General features: G+C 72.5%; 7 protein-coding genes. All 7 read left to right on the top strand.

Translation table 11 applies throughout. From position 1 onward, the window contains the following. Positions 1-65 precede the first annotated feature (65 nt). Positions 66-809: a S1 family peptidase gene (locus AC07OH_RS10885; protein WP_495300615.1), complete on the top strand. Its 744-nt coding sequence runs from the start codon at positions 66-68 to the stop codon at positions 807-809. Between the two features lie 33 nt (positions 810-842). After that, the gene (locus tag AC07OH_RS10880) at positions 843-1,313 is read left to right on the top strand and encodes a YbaB/EbfC family DNA-binding protein (protein ID WP_489058537.1); all 471 of its coding nucleotides are present in this window, start codon (positions 843-845) and stop codon (positions 1,311-1,313) included. A gap of 64 nt (positions 1,314-1,377) precedes the next feature. Further along, on the top strand, positions 1,378-2,664 hold the full coding sequence (locus tag AC07OH_RS10875) for a trypsin-like peptidase domain-containing protein (RefSeq protein ID WP_495300614.1): 1,287 nt from the start codon (positions 1,378-1,380) through the stop codon (positions 2,662-2,664). 107 nt (positions 2,665-2,771) lie between these two features. Next, entirely contained in the window at positions 2,772-3,494 is a 723-nt protein-coding gene (locus tag AC07OH_RS10870; RefSeq protein ID WP_495300613.1) for a TonB C-terminal domain-containing protein, read from the top strand. A gap of 10 nt (positions 3,495-3,504) precedes the next feature. Then, complete coding sequence (locus AC07OH_RS10865; RefSeq protein ID WP_307693236.1) at positions 3,505-4,050, top strand: RNA polymerase sigma factor; 546 nt, start codon at positions 3,505-3,507, stop codon at positions 4,048-4,050. A gap of 73 nt (positions 4,051-4,123) precedes the next feature. After that, positions 4,124-5,089 (top strand): FecR family protein, encoded by a 966-nt coding sequence (locus AC07OH_RS10860; protein WP_495300612.1) that lies wholly within the window; start codon positions 4,124-4,126, stop codon positions 5,087-5,089. 139 nt (positions 5,090-5,228) lie between these two features. Beyond that, complete coding sequence (locus AC07OH_RS10855) at positions 5,229-17,840, top strand: filamentous hemagglutinin family protein (protein WP_495300611.1); 12,612 nt, start codon at positions 5,229-5,231, stop codon at positions 17,838-17,840. Positions 17,841-17,842 lie beyond the last annotated feature (2 nt).

The raw sequence follows: 17,842 nt of genomic DNA, 5'->3' as shown, positions 1-17,842 counted from the left end.
TGACAAACGACAGTCGAGGGCGCGCCATTTCGTCTTGGACTGAGAGCCCTGTGACTGCCCGCCCGATGCCCCTCCTGTCGTCTTCCGCCCGCCTGCGCCCGTGGGCGTCGTTCCTGCTCGCCACGGCGTTTACCGCCCTGGCCGGTGCGGCGCATGGCGCGTCGCCCGAGGCCAATGCCAGTGGCGTGTTCCTCAATGCCGCCGGCGACGTGCTGACCGCGCGCCATGCGGTGGCGGACTGCCGTTCGCTGTTCGCCCTCAAGGACGCGCAGGTGGCGCAGGCCCGGGTGATCGCCGAGAGCGCCGAGCTCGACGTCGCGGTGCTGCGCACCACCCTCACGCCGTACCTGCACGCCACGCTCGCGGCGGACGCGCGCACGCCGGCCCCGGGCAGCGTGGGCGTGTTCACCGAGGCCTACGCGGTGCTGCAGCGCATGCCCGATCGCGGGGCGTTGCTCAGCAACGCCATGACCGTGCCCGGCGTGGAAGGCCTGCAGCTGCTGTCGGGCGTGCAACCCGGCGCCAGCGGCAGCGCGGTGCTGGGCGCCGACGGCCTGCTGCTCGGCGTGGTGGTCGAGCGTGTCGCCGCCGCGCCGCATGCGTCGGGCATGGTGCTCAGCCGCGCGGCCTCGGCCGCGGGCGTGGCGGGCGGCGTGACGCGGGTGCGCGCGGTGCCGGCGGCGCGCCTGCGCGACTTCCTGGACGCCCACGGCATCGCCTACACGCACAGCCGCGAACCGCAGCTCGGCCCCCAACAGTCGCCCGCCGCACGGGCCTCGACCCTGGCGGTCGGCGTGCTGTGCGGGTGAGCGTCCTTCTTCGACTTTTTCATTGGAACTCGCATGACCTTTTCTTTCGGCAAGACCCGCGGCTGGCGCCGCCTGCGCCTGGCGCTCGGCGGGCTCGGCCTCGGGCTGTCCGCCGTCGCCGCGCCCCTGGCCGCATCGGCGCAAACACAGCCGCAACCGCAGGTGCCGCAGCACTGGATCAGCTACGCCAACCTCGCGAGCAACCAGCTGCAGTCGTCGCTCAGCGACCCGGCCAGCGACACCGTGGTGCGCCTGCACACGTGGATGCAGGAACGCATGCTGAAAGAAGGCCAGCCTGTGCCGCCCGCGCCGGTGGTGGTGCGCGTGTGGGTCGCGGGCAGCGGCAAGGTCGAGCGCGTGGCCTTCGATTCGCTGGGCGATGCGCAGGCCGACACCGACCTGCGCGCGCTGCTCACCGCGCAGCCGCTGGCCGAGCCGCCGCCGCGCGACATGCGCCAGCCGATGGTGCTGCAACTCACGCTGAGCTTTGTCGCGCGCACCTGACCGATCACGGCGCCTTTGCGTGGCGCTGCTGGGCCTTGCGGCTGCAATACCGCTGCACGCCGCCATGCCCTGGCCCGTGCCGGGGCTCGCGGCGCTGGTGAAGGCCTTCGGGCCGGCCGTGGTCCACATCGGCGTGGAGCGGCCGTCGGTGCCGGCGCGCCGCTTCAGCGATCGCTGGCTGCTGCGCGCACCGCCTGCCGAGGCCGACGAGAGCAGCCTGGGCAGCGGCTTCCTCGTGAGCGCCGACGGGCTCATCCTGACCAACGCGCACGTGGTCGCGCACGGCACGCAGATCCGCGTGAAGCTGCCCGACCGGCGCGAGTTCCGGGCGCGGCTCATCGGTCTGGACGCACTGGCCGACGTGGCCTTGCTGAAGATCGACGCGACCGGCTTGCCCACGGTGCGCATCGGCGATCCGGCGGACGTGGAGCCCGGCGACGGCGTGGCGGCCATCGGCTCGCCCTACGGCTTCGGCAACTCGGTGACGGCCGGCATCGTCAGCGCCAAGGGGCGGCTGCTGCCGGGCGCCGAGTCGATGCAGTTCCTGCAGACCGACGTGCCGATCAACCCGGGCAACTCGGGCGGGCCGCTGTTCAACCTGCGCGGCGAGGTGATCGGCATCAACTCGCGCATCTACAGCCGCAGCGGCGGTTACCAGGGGCTGTCGTTCGCCATTCCCATCGACGCCGCCATGCGCATCAAGGACCAGCTGCTGGCCACCGGCACCGTCACGCGCGGGCGCATCGGCGTGTCCGTGCAGGAAGTGGGGCAGGCGCTGGCCGACACCTTCCGCCTGCCGCGCCCGGCCGGCGCACTGGTGACCGACGTGGAGCCGCGCGGTGCGGCGGCGCGGGGCGGGCTGAAGACCGGCGACGTGATCCTGTCGGTGCAGGGCCGCGAGGTGGTGCAGGCGGCCGACGCGCTGGGCTTCATCGCCGAGCAGGTGCCGGGGCAGCGCGCACGCCTCATGGTGTGGCGCGACCGCGCCGAGCACGTGGTCGAGGTGAAGGTGGAGGGCTACGACACGCCGCGCCTGCAGGGCGAGGCGGCGACGGCGGCCTCGGTGCCTTCGCGCCTGGGATTCGCGGTGCGCCCGCTGGCGCCGGCCGAGCGGCAGTTCCTGCGCGTGGAGGGCGGGCTGCTGGTACAGCGCGTGAACGTGGCGGCGTCGCGCGCGGGCGTGCAGCCGGGCGACGTCATCCTGGCGCTCAACGGCCAGCCGATCGACAGCGCCGAAGCCCTGGCCCAGGCGCTGGAGGGGGCCGACGGCACGGCGGCGTTGCTGGTGCAGCGCGCGGGGGCGCGGATCTTCGTGCCGATCTGCGCGCAGGCCGGGTCGCCGAAGTGCTGAGAAGGCGTCGCGCTGACCGGCCGCGTCATTCGAGCGTCATGGAGCGAACCTAGCATCCGCTTCGACATGCCCCCCGGGCGGCGGCTTTCGCCGGGCGTATCGAACTCATGCGGCATGCACCTCTTTCCTTTCCTCTCGTCTCCCTGGCCGGCATCGCGCTGGTCGCCTGCATGACCGGGCCGTGGATGAGCGCTCGCGCGCAGTCCGACGCGGCGCCGCTTCGGCCGCAGGCCGCGCGCATCGCCTTCGACATCGCGGCCCAGCCGCTGGCCGCGGCGCTGGAGCAGTACGGTCGCGCCACCGGCCTGCCGGTGTTCTTCGATGCCGAACGCGTGGCCGGACGCCACGCCGCGCCCGTGCACGGCCTGTTCGATGCGCAGGCCGCCCTCGATGCGCTGCTCGCGGGCACGGGCCTGGTCGCCGACGACGCCGGCGCGGGGGCCACGACCGCCTTCGTGCTCCGGCTCGCGCCGGCCATGCCGGCGCCGGCACGACCGGCTGATTCGGTGCAGGCCGCGCCCGCCACCGCGCACCGCGGCTACGACGGGCTGGTGCAGACCCGCGTCTGGGAAGCCTTGTGCGCCCACCCGCGCGCGGCACCGGGCGGCTACCGCGCGGCGATGCGCTTCGTGATCGACGGCACCGGCCGCATCGCCCATGCCTTCCTGCTGCACACCAGCGGCGAGCGCGCGCGCGACGACGCCATCCTCGACACGCTGCGGCAGCTGCGCATCGACCGCGCGCCGCCGCCGGACATGGCGCAGCCGCTCACGATGCTGATCCTGCCGCGCTCGCAGACGCCCGGGCTCGAGTGCCCGGTGCGCCACTGACGCCACCGCCATGCCCGAGAACGCGCTGCCCGCGTTGCGCGACTTCCTGGTCGCGCGCTACGACGAGCTCAAGCAGCGGCTTGCGCGGCGGCTTGGCAACGCCGAGCGTGCCGGCGACGCGCTGCAGGACACCTGGCTGCGCCTGGAAAGCCGCGACGACATCGACGGCGTGCACGACCCCGCCGCCTACCTGCTGCGCGTGGCCGTCAACCTGGCCTACGACCAGGTCGCGAAGCAGGGGCGCCTGGCCACGTCCGACGAGATCGAGGCGCTGCTCGACGAAACGCCCGACCCCGCGCCGGGGCCCGCGCAGATCGCGCAGGACCGCGCGGAGCTGGCCGCGCTGCGCGCACTCATCGAGCGCCTGCCGCCACGGCGCCGGCAGGTGCTGGTGATGGTGCGCTGGCAGCACCTGCCGCAGCGCGAGGTGGCGGCGCGGCTGGGCATCTCGCTGCGCACGGTGGAGAAGGAACTCAAGGAGGCGCATGACCACATCGCCGCCCGCATGGGCCGCGCGGACCGCGCACCCGACGCGAAGGAGCCGCATGAAAAATAAAGTGCGGTTCACCGCGTCGAGAGCCGTCTCATGGGTATGCGACATCTTTCAGCGTGCACGGGTTGAAGCCCCGATGACCCCGTCCGACGCCCACGCACAGGCCTTGCGCGAAGCGCAGGCCTGGCTGCGCCGGCTGTCGTCCGGCGCGGCCACGCAGCACGACGTCGAGGGCTTTCGCCGCTGGCGCGACGGCAACCCGCTGCACCAGCCCGCGCTGGCGCAGGCCCGGCGCCTGTGGCAGGCGCTCGACCCGGCCATCGGCGGCATGCCGGCCGAGGTCCAGCGAGCTCCCGTGTTGTCGGTGCGGCCGGTGGCTGCACGCCGCGCGTTCCTCGGTGCGGCGGTGGGCGCAGCCGGCGCCGCGGGCGTGGCGGTGGTCTCTCCGCCGCTGGGCCTGTGGCCGTCGTTCGGCGAATGGAACGCCGACTACCGCACGGCCACCGGCGAGCAGCGCGCGGTGCAGGTGGCCGAGGGCGTCGACCTGATGCTCAACACGCAGACCAGCGTGCAGCGCCGCAGCGTCGAGGGCCGCCTCGTCGGCATCGACCTGATCGCGGGCGAGGCGGCGGTCGACTTGGTGGCCGGGCCGCAGCCCTTCGGTGTGGTGGCGGGCGCGGCCCGCAGCGAGGCGCAGGCCGGCCGCTTCGAGGTGCGCTACCTCGCGGGCCGGGGCTGCGTGACCTGCCTCGAAGGGCGCGTGCGCGTCACGCACGCGAGGGGCACGCGCGATCTGCAGGCCGGCGAGCAGGTGCTGTACGACGCGGGTTCGCTCGGGCCGGTGGCGGCTGTGGCAACCCGCGAGGCCTCGGCCTGGCGCAGCGGCGTGCTGGTGTTCAGGCAGACGCCGCTGGCGCACGTGATCGAGGAGATCAACCGCTACCGGCCAGGCCGCGTGGTGCTGCTGGCGCAGCGCCTGGCCGGGCGCGAAGTCAGCGGGCGTTTCGCCATCGCCTCGCTCGACACGGTGCTGGTGCAGATCCAGCGCTCGTACGACCTCGAGGCGCGTGCGCTGCCGGGCGGCGTGCTGCTGCTTAGCTGATGAATGTGACAGCCTGATTGGCCCTCGCGTGCACTCAGGATTGGTCCAGAAACTTAGCGGTTTTGTTTGCGTCTGTCGGTCTGTCCAGTAAGGGGCACGGATTCCGTGCCGGTGCATTTCATTCTTTACTGGGCGTCAGATGAACACACACGAGGGACACCGCAGCCGCCGTCAGGCCGCTGCCGTGCAGGCGAGGAGCTTCCGGATTTCGCCGCTGGCACAGGCCATGGCGCTGGCGCTGGCCGCCGGTGTGGCCGCCGCGCCGGCCCATGCGCAGCGCGCCTTCAGCCCGACCTGGTTCAACGCCAAGGGCGCGGCGCAGGCCACGGCCACGGCCACCGGTTTGATGCCCAACGGGTCGCCGGCGGCGCAGCTCACGAGTCCGCTCGCGCAGCAGCAGCGCGCCAGCGAGCAGCTGCAGCAGTCCATCGGCAACCTGAACCTGGCGGCGCGCGGCATCGCGGCGCAGCAGGCGGCACAGGCGGCCGCGCGGCGTGCCGCGCAGAACGACCCCTCGGTGCCCGACGGCCTGGCCGAAGGCGGTCTGAAGGTCGACACGAATTCGTTGACCGCCGGCTGGTCGAATGCACGCGCGCTGACCGGTGATTCGCAGCGGCAGGTGGACGGTCGCACGGTCGTCACCGTCGAGCAGACAGCCGACAAGGCGATCCTGAACTGGGAGACCTTCAACGTCGGGCGCAACACCACCGTGGCCTTCGCGCAGCGCAAGGACTGGGCGGTGCTCAACAAGGTGAACGACCCGCAGGCGCGGCCTTCGCAGATCCAGGGGCAGATCAAGGCCGACGGCACGGTGATGGTCGCCAACCGCAACGGCATCGTGTTCAGCGGCAGCAGCCAGGTCGACACGCGCAACCTCGTGGCCGCGGCGGCGCAGATCGACGACGCGCAGTTCCAGGCCCACGGCGTGTACGCCAACGGCAGTGCGCCCAACGTCAGGAACGCGCAAGGCCGCGTCGAGGTGCAGGCCGGTGCCAGGCTTTCCACGCCCGCACCCGCTTCGGCCACGCAGGGCGGCGGCTATGTGCTGCTGCTGGGCGCCGAGGTGCACAACGCCGGCGAGATCGCCACGCCCGGCGGGCAGACGCTGCTCGCGGCGGGCGACCACTTCACCATCCGCAAGGGCGTGGGCACCGACGGCAACCAGACCTCGACCACGCGCGGCAATGAAGTCGCGGTCACGCTGGCCGCGGACAGCAAGGCCGGCCTTGTCCGCAACTCGGGCCTGATCCAGGCGCCCACCGGCGACGTCACGCTGGCGGGCCGCGAGGTGGTGCAAGGCGGCGTCGTCCTGTCCAGCACGTCGGTCAACGCACGGGGCACGGTGCATCTGAACGCGATCGGCGCCACGGGCAAGGTCGCGCTCGGCGAGGGCAGCACCACGGCCATCGTGCTCGACACCAGCGGCGCGACCGCGCTCGACAGCCAGCGCGCCGGGCTCATGGCGCCGGCGGTCCAGCTGGGCACCGGCACCATCGTGCTGGCGGGCAACGACCGCCGCGACCTGTCGCGCGTCGAAGTTGCGAGCGGCGGCACGGTCGAGTTCCAGGCCGGCTCGCTCACGCTGGCCACTGGCGGCCAGGTGGTGGTCGACGCGAAGCAGCGCAGCCTCGTGCGCGAGGGTGCGCGCATCGACGTGTCGGGCGCGGTGGGCGTGAAGCTCGCGATGGAGTCCAACAACATCAAGATCAACGTGCAGGGCAACGAGCAGCGCGATGCGCCGCTCAACCGCGACAGCAAGAACCTCAACAACAACGACCTGTGGATCGACCGGCGCTCGCTGGTCTTCGTGCCCGGCGGCACCGGCGGCTACCAGGGCGAGCGCTGGTACACCGGCGGCGGCCTGCTCGAGGTGGGCGGCTACCTGGGCACGCAGGCGCACGGCGTGGGCGAGTGGATGGCGCAGGGCGGCGTGGTGGGCTTCAGCGGCGGCGAGCTGGTCACGCAGCGCGGCGCGAGCATCAACATCTCGGGCGGCACGCTCGACGTGCTCACGGGCAAGCTCAACCAGAGCTGGCTCAAGGGCGCGGACGGGCGGCTCTACGAAGTGTCGAAGGCGCCGGGCGACCTGCGCTACACGGGCGTCTACAAGGGCTTCGAAGACGAACACGCGCGCTGGGGCAAGAAGACCACGGGCTTCTTCTACAACCCGCTGATCGGCCCGCAGACGCGGCTGGAAAGCGGCTACACCGTGGGCCGCGATGCCGGCCTGCTGATCGTCGGCACGCAGGCCGCGGTGCTCGAAGGAGAGATCGTCGGCGAGACCTTCCAGGGCGACCGGCAGACACAGGCGCGGCAGGCCGGGCTCGATGGCTACCAGCAGTCGACCGGCGCGGTGGCGCAGCGCGGGCAGCTCGTCGTGGGCCGCTACGACGCCTACTACGACAAGACGGCCGGTGTGATCCACCGGCGGCTCGACAGCGCCGGCATCAAAAACGTGGTGCTGGGCGATACGGCCGACAGCATTGCGGCCGGTCTCGACCTCGCGACTGCGTTGCCGGCCGAACGCCGCGACACGCTGGTGCTCGATGCGGCGCAGCTCAGCGGCTTCCGACTGGGCGCGGTGCGCATCGCGGCCAGCGACAGCATCGCGGTCGACAAGGCGCTGCAGGTCGGCGATGGCGGCCACCTCGTGCTGTACAGCCCTAACGTGAAGGTCAACGCCGACCTCGTCGCGCGCGGCGGCGGCATCCAGCTGGGCAACGTGCTCGAACAGATCAGCCTCAACTACCTGAAGGACACGAGCACGCTCACTGCGCCCGACGGCGGCACGACCTCGGTGGTGCTCGCGGGCGGTGCGACGCTCGACACCCGCGGCCTGTGGACCCACCTGCTGACGAACCCGGCCGACGCGGGCGGCGTGGCGTACCGCAACGGCGGCAGCGTGTCCGTGCGCAGCACCGGCGACGTGGTGCTGCGCACCGGCAGCGTCATCGACGTGTCGTCCGGCGCGGCGCTGTTGTCGAAGGCCAAACCGCAAGGCGGCAAGGGTGGCAGCGTCACGCTCGAGGCAGACGGCTTCAACACGGGCAGCGGCCATGTCGCGCTCGACGGGGCGGTGCTGCGCGGCCACGGCGTGGACGGCGGCGGCACGCTGACCGTGCAGACGATGCGCGTCGCCATCGGCGACACCTCGGGCGCGGCGCGGGCCGACACGCTGATGCTCGACGCCGGCTTCTTCGACAAGGGCTTCAGCCGCTATGCGCTTATCGGCAACCACGGCCTCACGGTGGCCGACGGTGCGCAGATCGACGTGACGATGCCGGTGTACCGCTTCGGCGCCCACGCGCAGGACATCGCCACCGGCAGCCGTCCGGCCGACGCGCTCGAGGTGTGGACGCCGCCGCTCTACCAGGAAGACGCGACCCAGGCCGTGCTCACGCAGCGCAAGGGCGCGAGCCTGTCGCTGCAGGCCGGCACGACGACCACGCTCGCCAAGGAGCTGCCGACGGTGCAGGCCGTGGTGGGCAAGGGCGCGGCGATCCAGGTCGACCCGGGCCAGGCCATCGAGGTGCGCAGCGCCGGCCAGCTCACGGTGGACGGCACGCTGCGCGCGAACGGCGGGCGCATCGTGCTGAAGACGGTGGACATCACCGACCTCGAATCGGACATTGCCAATGCAAAGGCCCATGCCCGCTCGATCTGGATCGGCGGGCAGGCGGTGCTCGATGCGTCGGCACATGCGGTCACCGCCACCGACACCACCGGCAAGCGCTACGGCCTGGTGCGCGACGGCGGCAGCATCGTGGTCGGCGGCGAGATCGATGCGGTGGGGAGCAAGGCCACCGCGTCGCAGAACTTCGTCGTCGTGCGCCCGGGCGCGCTGCTCGATGCCTCGGGCACGCACGCGGTGCTCGATGTGAACGGTATGGGCGCGACCGATGTAAGCAGCAATGGCGGCAGCATCTCGCTCGCGTCGTACGACGGGTTGCAGCTGGACGGCACACTGCGCGCCGTCGCGGGCGGCGCGCGCGCGGCCGGCGGCACGCTGGCCGTGGTGCTCGGCACGCCGGGCCTGCGCCTGCACCTGGACCCGCTGCAGCAGGCGGAAGACCGCGTGCGCCGGCACCGCGTGCTGGTGCTGGGTGTGGAACAGGGCGCACCGCTTGCGCCCGACACCCTGCAAGCCGGCGTCGACGACGGTGCGCTCGCCTACGGCCAGGCCCGGCTGGGCACCGACACGGTCCGACGCGGCGGCTTCGACACCCTCTCGCTGTTCGCCGGCTCCACGCTCGCCTTCGAAGACGGCGTCGACCTGCGCCTGCGGCAGGGCCTGCAGATCCATGCCGGCGGCCTTGCGCTCGCCAAGGATGCGCCCGACGACGCGCACGTGGCGCTGTCCGCCGCGCATGTGCGGCTGGCCGGCGCGATGCCGTCGTTCACGCGTGAAGTCCTGAGGGCGCCCGTCGCCGAAGGCGGCGTGGTGCGCGTACCGTCCGGCACCCGCCTCGATGTGGCCGGTGAGCTGATCGACATCCGCGACGGCATGGGTTTCGGCGTCAACGGCAAGGTCCCGGCGCTCGACGGCGCGAGCGAAGCGCCCACGGTCGACCTGGCCGCCTTCGGCCACGTCACGTTGGCCAGCACGGGCGACCTGCGCTTCCTGCAGGGCAGGCAAGACGTCGGCGTTTCCACGAGCCTCGTCGTTCCCGGCAGCCTGACCCTGCGCGCCGCGCAGATCTACCCGGCCACGGGCGTGGTGGCGCTCGTGTCCGCGGGCCTGACGCCGGACGGCACCTACCTGCCCGACACGGTGCTGCGCATCGAGGGCACGGGCGCGACCCCGCAGGTGCCGTACTCGGCCTTCGGCGACCTGTCGCTGCGCGCCGGCGTCATCGAGCAGGGTGGCACGGTGCGGGTGCCGCTCGGCCAGCTGACGCTCGGCGACGCGCTCACCACGAAGGTCGAACTGCTGCCCGGCAGCCTCACCTCGGTGAGCGGCGAGGGGCTGAACATGCCCTACGGCGGCACGGTCGACGGCATCAACTACCTGTACGACGGCAAGCAGGTCAAGCTCACCGGCGTGGGCGCAGGCGACGGCTACAAGCGCAACCAGACGATCGGCCTCACGTTCATGGGGGCCAGCGTGCAGGGCCAGGAAGGCGCCACGCTCGACCTGTCGGGCGGCGGCAACCTCACGGGTGCGGGCTTCGTGAGCGGGCGCGGCGGCTCGACCGACGCGCGCTACAGCCCGCTGATGCAGGTCGGCGCCCGCGGCGGCTTCACGCTGCCGGGGCTCGCGACCAACCCGGTGTATGCCATCGTGCCCGGCGTGCAGCCGGCGGTGGCGCCCACCGGCGCGGAGAAGGGCGCGGTCGATCCGCTGCTCGGCCAGCAGATCACCCTCGGCGCCGGCGTGCCGGGCCTGCCCGCGGGCACCTACACGCTGATGCCCTCGACCTATGCGTTGCAGCAGGGCGCCTTCCGCGTGGAGCTGAACGGCGCGGCCGGCCTGGGCGCGCCCACCGGCACGCTGGCGATGCGCAACGGCTCGTGGCTCACGGCCGCGCAGCTGCGCGTGGGCCGCACCGGCATCGGCGACACGCTGTTCCGTCAGGCGATCGTGATGTCGGGCGAGGTGCTGCGCAGCTACTCGCAATACAACGAGATGGGCTACGCCGACTTCGTGCGCGCCGATGCGTTGCGCGTGGGCGTGCCGCGCGCCATGCTGCCGACGGACGCGCGCAACCTGCACCTGAAGCTCGCGCCCGGCGCGGGCGCCGAGGCCTTCCGCTTCGACGGCACGGCACGCTTCCAGGTGGGCGCGGGCGGGCGGGGCGGTTCCGTGGTGGCCACGAGCAGCGAGGAGCAATGGGGCCTCGAGATCGTCGCGGCCGGCGCGTCGGCGACGGCGGGCTTCCATGGCGTCACGCTCGACGCCGGCGCACTCAGCGGCATGGGCGCGTCGCGCCTGGTCATCGGCGGCTTGCAGGGCGCCGACTACGGGCAGAGCGGCAACGTCATCCAGACCGGCGACGGCGGGAACAGCGTGGTGCTTCGCCAGGGGGCGGTGCTGTCCGCGCCCGAAGTGTTCCTGGCCGCAGTCGCGGTGACCGAGGGCACGCCGCTCAGCGTGGTAATCGAGCAGGGCGCGCGCATCAACACCCTCGGCCGTGGCAAGGCCGCCTACGACGCCGGCGACGGCTTCGTCTACGCCGCGACCGGCCAGATGCTGATGGTCTCCAACGGCCGGGTGAGCACGCTGCCGGTGCCCCAGACCCAGGCCGCGTCGGACAACCGCAGCCTGCAGATCGGCGTGTGTGCCAGCGCGTCGTGCAGCGGGCAGACCGAGTTGTATTCCGAAGGCACCATCGCCATGGTGACGCCCGACCGCTTCGAGATGAACGAGGCGGTGCGCTACGGCACGCGCCACCTCACGCTGGCGGTGCGCGGCATCAACGTGGGCGACAGCGCCGCGCTGGCCGCCGCCGCACAGAACCACACGCTGCCGCCGGGACTGGCCATGAGCCAGGCCCTGCTCGACCGCCTGCTGCGCGGCGACCGGCAGTACGGCGCGCCCGCGCTCGAAACGCTGGAACTGAGCGCCAGCGGCGGCGTCAACTTCTTCGGCACCGCGGCGCTGGACACCATCGACCCCGCCACCGGCAAGGCGACGATGGCGCAGCTGGTGCTGGCCACGCCCGCCATCTACGGCCAGGGCGGCGCGGACGACGTGGCCACCATCCGCACCGGTCGCCTGGTGTGGCAGGGCGCGACCACGGCGCCTGCTGCCGTGGTGCGCGACGGCGCGGGCACCGGCAGCGGCACGCTGAACATCGAGGCCGAGCACATCGAGTTCGGCTACGGCCCCAACAGCCAGCCGAGCGGCCTGGAAGACGCGGGTCGCCTGGTGTTGGGCTTTGCCGACGTGAACCTCAAGGCCTCCGAGCGCGTGAGCGCCAACCACAAGGGCAGCCTCTCGGTCTACCAGTCGCAGGGCGCGTACGAAGCGGGCAAGGGCTACGCGTACAGCGGCGGCAACCTGCGCATCGTGGCGCCGCTGCTGACGGGCGAGGCGGGCTCGGTGAACCGCATCACGGCGGGCGGCACGCTGCGCGTGGCCGCACCGGCCGGTGCGCCGGCGGCGGCCACCGGCGATGCGGCGCTGGGCGCCGAGCTGAGCCTGCGCGGACACGACGTGACGCTCGACACCGCCGTGGCGCTGCCCAGCGGCAAGCTCACGCTGAGCGCCGAACGCGACCTCACGCTGAGCGACCGCGCGCTGCTCGACCTGTCGGGCCGCGAGGTGGTGTTCAACGACGTGAGCAGGTACAGCGCCGGCGGCGACGTGGTGCTCGAAAGCCTGCACGGCAACCTGCGGCAGGCGGCGGGTTCGGTGATCGACATCTCGGCGCAGAATAACCGCGCCGGCACGCTGAAGGCGATGGCGCTCGACGATGCGGCCGGCCAGGTCGATCTGCAGGGCCGCATCCTCGGCGCGAGCAGCGGCCACTACGACGCGGGCGGCACGCGGGTGCCGTTCGCGGCGGGCAGTGTGGACGTGCGCGCGCGGCAGCTCGGCGATGCCGAATTCGCGGCGCTCAACCAGCGGCTCAACGATGGCGGCGTGTTCGGCGCGCGCAGCTTCCAGCTGCGCCAGGGCGACCTTGCCATCGGCGACGGCCTGAAGGCCGGCGAGGTGAACGTGTCGCTCGACAACGGCAGCCTCACCGTCACCGGCACCATCGACGCCAGCGGCGAACGCGTGGGCCGCATCAGCCTGGCCGCGAAGCACAACCTCACGCTGGCCGGCAGCGCGGTGCTCGATGCGCACGGTCGCACGCTGCGCGTGGACAGCCACGGCCAGATCATCGATTCGCCGAACCGCGCGATGGTCGAACTCACGTCGAACGACGGGCTGCTCACGCTGGCCTCGGGTTCGCGCATCGACCTGCGCCACGGCACCGACGCCCAGGTGGGCGGTGAACCGGGCCAGAACGACGGCCGGGCGCGCGGCACGCTGGAGCTCAACGCGGGCCGCACCGGCGAGACCGTCGGCGACATCCGCATCGACGCCAGCGGCAACATCGCCATCGAGGGCGCGCGCTCCATCGCCGTGAACGGCATGTGGCGCTACGACGATGCCCGCTTCGGCACCGACGCGGCGGCCACCGGCCGGCCTTACCAGGTCATCGACCAGGCGTACCTCGACGCCAAGCACCTGCAGAGCACGGCCTTCGTCGACAACGCGCTGGCCAACGGCGCGCTGATGAACGGCAAGCTCGCGGGCCTGAACAACGCGCGCTACGCCGACGCCTTTCATCTGCGCCCCGGCGTGGAGATCGTGAGCAAGACCCCCGGCGGCGACCTGGTGGTGCAGGGCGACATCGACCTGTCGGGCTACCGCTATGCGAGCGCCAACCCGCACACACCAAAGACCGGCGTGTACGGCTCGGGCGAGGTCGGCACGCTGGCCCTTCGCGCGGGCGGCAACCTCGACATCTTCGGCAGCATCAACGACGGCTTTGCGCCGCCGCCCGCCACGCAGGACGACGGCGGCTGGCTGCTGCTGCCGGGCGTCAACCTGCTGCGCGGCGACACCGTGCTGCCGCGCGGCGGCGTGGTGCTGGCCGACGGCACGACCTTCGAAGGAGGCGCCGGCACGCTCAACTACGACCTGCCGATCAAGTCGACGGCCTTCGGGGCCGGGCAGGTGATGCCCGTGGCCAGCGTGCTGGCCAAGGCGCTCGAACTGAAGGTGGGCACGGTGCTGAGCGCCGACGTGCGCAACGCCTCGGGCACGCTGCTGTTCGCGGCGGGCAGCATCGTGGGCGGCGCCAACGTGACGCTGCCGGTGGGCACGCGCCTGGGGGCCGGCATGCGCCTGCCGTCGGCAGCCACGCTGTCGGGCGTGGTGTGGCCCAAGGGCGTGCCGCTGCCCGGCAACGGCAAGAAGTTCGTGCTCAACGGCGCCCTCACGCTGCCGCTGGGCGCGTTGCTCCCGGCCGCGACCAACATCAAGCTGCCCAGCGGGGTGACTTCGGTGAACCTGCGCCCGGACGGCGCCGGCAGGCTGTGGGCCGCGGCGGCGATGCTGCCCGAAGGTTCGCAGTCGTGGTCGGTGCGGCTGGCCGCGGGTGCGGACCTGGGCGCGGCGGACAACCGCATCGTGCAGGTGCATCCGGCGGCGGGCCGGGGCGACCTGCGGCTGGCGGACAGCCACTACGGGATGTTCGGCAAGCTGAAGCCCGGCGGCGCGTTGTGGAGCGTGGAAGGGTCCATCAACTTCGTGGGCGACGAGAGCATGGCTGGCAAGCCCATCGATTTCGCGGACATCCAGTACCCGGAGCTTTGCGTGGACCTTCCCAGCTATTGCGTCATCGCCGCCCCGGAGTACAGCTACCTGCCGGGCAGCACGCGCTTCAGCGTGGTGCGCACCGGCGCGGCCGATCTCGACCTGCTGGCCGCCGGCAACCTGCGCATGGATTCGCTGTTCGGCGTGTACACCGCCGGCGCCTCGTCGCAGGCCACGCGGGCCGGCGACCCCTACAACCTGCCGCGCGCGGTGGGCGCCAAGGGCACGGTGCTCAACGACGCGAGCGGTGGCTACGAGAAGTTCGTCGATGGCGGCGCGCAGAACCTGGCACGCGCCTGGTACCCCGCCTCCGGCGGCAACCTGACGCTCCAGGCCGGCGGCGACCTGACCGGCGACATGACGCTGATCTCCGGGGGAAGCGGCTTGGGGCGGCCGAATCCGGCCGACAAGGGCTTCAACAGCGGCGCCATCGGCAACTGGCTGTGGCGCCAGGGCACGGGCGACAGCTTCGGTGGCGCGCAGGACCAGCCCACGGCGTGGTGGATCAACTTCGGCTCCTATGTCGGCACGACCGGGGCGGCCGACAAGTTGCTCGGCTTCACCGGCTTCGGCACGCTGGGCGGCGGCGACCTGCGCGTGGACGTGGGCGGCAACGCGGGCCTGCAGGGACGGCGCGGCGCCAAGACAGATTCGTCCACCGACAGCCGGCGCAGCCAGGGCCTGGTGCTGGCGGTGGGCGGCACCGGCCGTGTGCTGGCCGACGGCAGCCTGAGCCTGACGGGCGGTGGCGACGTGCTCGTGCGCGTGGGAGGCGCCTTCAATCCGCTCCACACGCCCTACGTCGAGGGTGCCGGTGGCGACTCCGACGCCGGGCTCAACGGGGCGATCGTCAACCTTCGGGGCGACGTGCAGCTGCAGGCCGGCACCCTCGGCAGCCTGCCCCGGGTCTATGGGCTCTCCGAGCGGGCGCAGTCGCCCCGCGAGACCCGCGCCTACGACCTCTACACGGCAACCCGCGGCATGGCGCAAGGCGGCATCGTGTTGGCCCCGGGCGATGCGAACTACACGCTCGCCACGCGTGGCGACCTGGTGGTCAAGGGGGTGATCGATCCGACGCGCGTCGACCTCCCCAATGCCACGCCGTTCAGCGCCAACGGCCTGGAAGGACGGGGCCAGAGCTGGTTCACCCTGTGGACACCGCACACGGCCATCCGCCTCTTTGGCGCAGGCGGCAACCTGGTGCCGGTGACGGGTGGCGCGGGCGTGCCCGTGACCGACTCGGCCTTCGTGTACCCCTCGATCCTGAGTGCGGTGGCCGCCAGCGGCAGCCTGTTCTATGGCGATGCGGCGACCTTCGACAACACCGGCACGGGCACGCCGCTGGTGCTGGCGCCCTCGGCCCACGGCATGCTGGAGTTCCTGGCCAGCGACTCGATCTATGCGGGAGGCAACACCGTGAGCCAGTCGGGCGCGGCCGCCTCGGCGCTGGCAACGCCGCTGCGCCCGGCGTTCCAGGGCACGACCGGCGATGGCACGGTGCTGGGCAACCTGTCGGGCGGCAATCGCCTGGACGGCGGCGGCGTGCGTCCGCTGTTCGCCTTCGGCCCCAACACGGTGTCGGGCGAAGCGATGGGCGAGCAGCCGGCGCGCTTCTACGCCGTGCATGGCGACCTGGTCGGCGTGAGCAGCGGGCGCATCCTGCGCTTCGGGCCGGACGACGCGACGCGCGCCGGCCAGACCTGGTACGAGGGCGCGCAACCGGTGTGGATGCGGGCCGGGCGCGACATCGTCGCGAGCGGCACGCCCGTCGGCCAGACCGAGCCCTCGAATGGCCTGGCACAGGCCTACTTCGAGAGCAGCGGCAACCTGTTCGCGCACCAGAAGCCGGGCGACATCTCGGTGGTCTCGGCAGGCCGCGACATCCTGTTCAGCACCTTCAACGTGGCCGGCCCCGGCACGCTGGAGATCACGGCCGGGCGCGACATCCGCATGGAGAACAGGGCCTCGGTCAGCAGCCTCGGCGCGGTGGTGCCGGGCGACAGCCGGCCCGGTGCGGGCATCGCGATGTTGGCCGGCGTGGGCGCCCACGGGCCCGACTACGCGGGCTTTGCGCAGCGCTACCTCGACCCCGCCCACCTCATGCAAAGCGGGCAGCCGCTGGCCGATCAGGCCGGCAAGGTGGTGAAGAACTACAACCGCCAGCTCACGCTGGGCGACTGGCTGCGCGCCGAGCATGGCTACAGCGGCGACGACAACGGCGCGGCGGCCTGGATGGCGCAGCGGCAAGCCCGTCTCGACGCGGACACCGGCACGCCGCGCCGCGTGCTCGCCAACGACTACCGGCAGGCGAGCCAGCTGTACCTGGTGAACTGGCTCGAAGCCTCGCAGGGCTACAGCGGCAAGGGCGGTGCACAGGAGGCGCTCGCCTTCTTCAACGCGCTGCCGCCCGAGCAGCAGCGCAGCTACCTGCGCGGCGTGTACTTCGCGGAGCTGAAAGAGGGCGGGCGCGAATACAACGACGAGCGCGGCGTGCGCTACGGCAGCTACCTGCGCGGGCGCAACGCCATCGCGTCGCTGTTCCCGGGCACCAGCTACCGGGGCGACATCACGATGTTCGGCGCGGCCGGCATCAACACGCTGTTCGGCGGCGACATTGCGATGCTCACGCCGGGCGGGCGCCAGGTGTTCGGCATCGAGGGCGCGGCGCCCGAGGCCGCGGGCACGCTGATTCCGGGCGTCATCACGCAGGGTGCGGGCGACATCTCGCTCTATGCGCTGGGCAGCATCCTGCTGGGCCAGAGCCGCATCATGACCACCTTCGGCGGCAGCGTGCTGGGCTGGTCGGCCGAGGGCGACATCAACGCCGGTCGCGGCTCGAAGACGACGGTGGTCTACACGCCGCCCAAGCGCGTGTACGACCGCTGGGGCAACGTGGTGCTGTCATCGGACGTGCCGAGCACGGGCGCGGGCATTGCCACGCTGAACCCGATTCCCGAGGTGCCGGCCGGCGACATCGACCTGATCGCGCCGCTGGGCACCATCGATGCCGGCGAGGCGGGCATCCGCGTGTCGGGCAACGTGAACCTGGCGGCGCTGCAGATCGTGAATGCCGCCAACGTGGCGGTGCAGGGCAAGAGCACGGGGTTGCCGGTGGTGGCGTCGGTGAATGTCGGCGCCCTGACCAACGCCAGCGCCGCGGCGTCGCAGGCCACGGCGGCGGCGCAGGACGTGATGCAGCGCGAACGCGCGGCGGCGCGCCAGAGCCTGCCGTCGGTGTTCTCGGTGCGCGTGCTGGGCTTCGGCAACGAGCCCGTGTCCGGCGCACCAGAGGCCCCCGAGATGCGGCGCAGGCCGGCGGAGCAGGCGAGCTACGACCCGTCGGGCTTCGTCCAGATGGTCGGGCATGGTGCGCTCACCGACGCGCAGCTGACGCGCCTGAACGAGCCCGAACGGCGCGGCCTGCCGCGCGGCCGCTAGCC

It is taken from the genome of Variovorax sp. GW821-FHT10C12 (assembly GCF_059415405.1).
The sequence above is the reverse complement of the archived record's forward strand: the minus strand, read 5'-3'. Positions and strand labels throughout refer to the sequence as shown.

What these genes read in the sequence shown, in the direction of transcription:
- AC07OH_RS10885 (WP_495300615.1), top strand. Translation starts at nt 66, where the DNA reads ATGCCCCTCCTGTCGTCTTCCGCCCGCCTGCGCCCGTGGGCGTCGTTC.
- AC07OH_RS10880 (WP_489058537.1), top strand. Translation starts at nt 843, where the DNA reads ATGACCTTTTCTTTCGGCAAGACCCGCGGCTGGCGCCGCCTGCGCCTG.
- AC07OH_RS10875 (WP_495300614.1), top strand. Translation starts at nt 1,378, where the DNA reads ATGCCCTGGCCCGTGCCGGGGCTCGCGGCGCTGGTGAAGGCCTTCGGG.
- AC07OH_RS10870 (WP_495300613.1), top strand. Translation starts at nt 2,772, where the DNA reads ATGCGGCATGCACCTCTTTCCTTTCCTCTCGTCTCCCTGGCCGGCATC.
- AC07OH_RS10865 (WP_307693236.1), top strand. Translation starts at nt 3,505, where the DNA reads ATGCCCGAGAACGCGCTGCCCGCGTTGCGCGACTTCCTGGTCGCGCGC.
- AC07OH_RS10860 (WP_495300612.1), top strand. Translation starts at nt 4,124, where the DNA reads ATGACCCCGTCCGACGCCCACGCACAGGCCTTGCGCGAAGCGCAGGCC.
- AC07OH_RS10855 (WP_495300611.1), top strand. Translation starts at nt 5,229, where the DNA reads ATGAACACACACGAGGGACACCGCAGCCGCCGTCAGGCCGCTGCCGTG.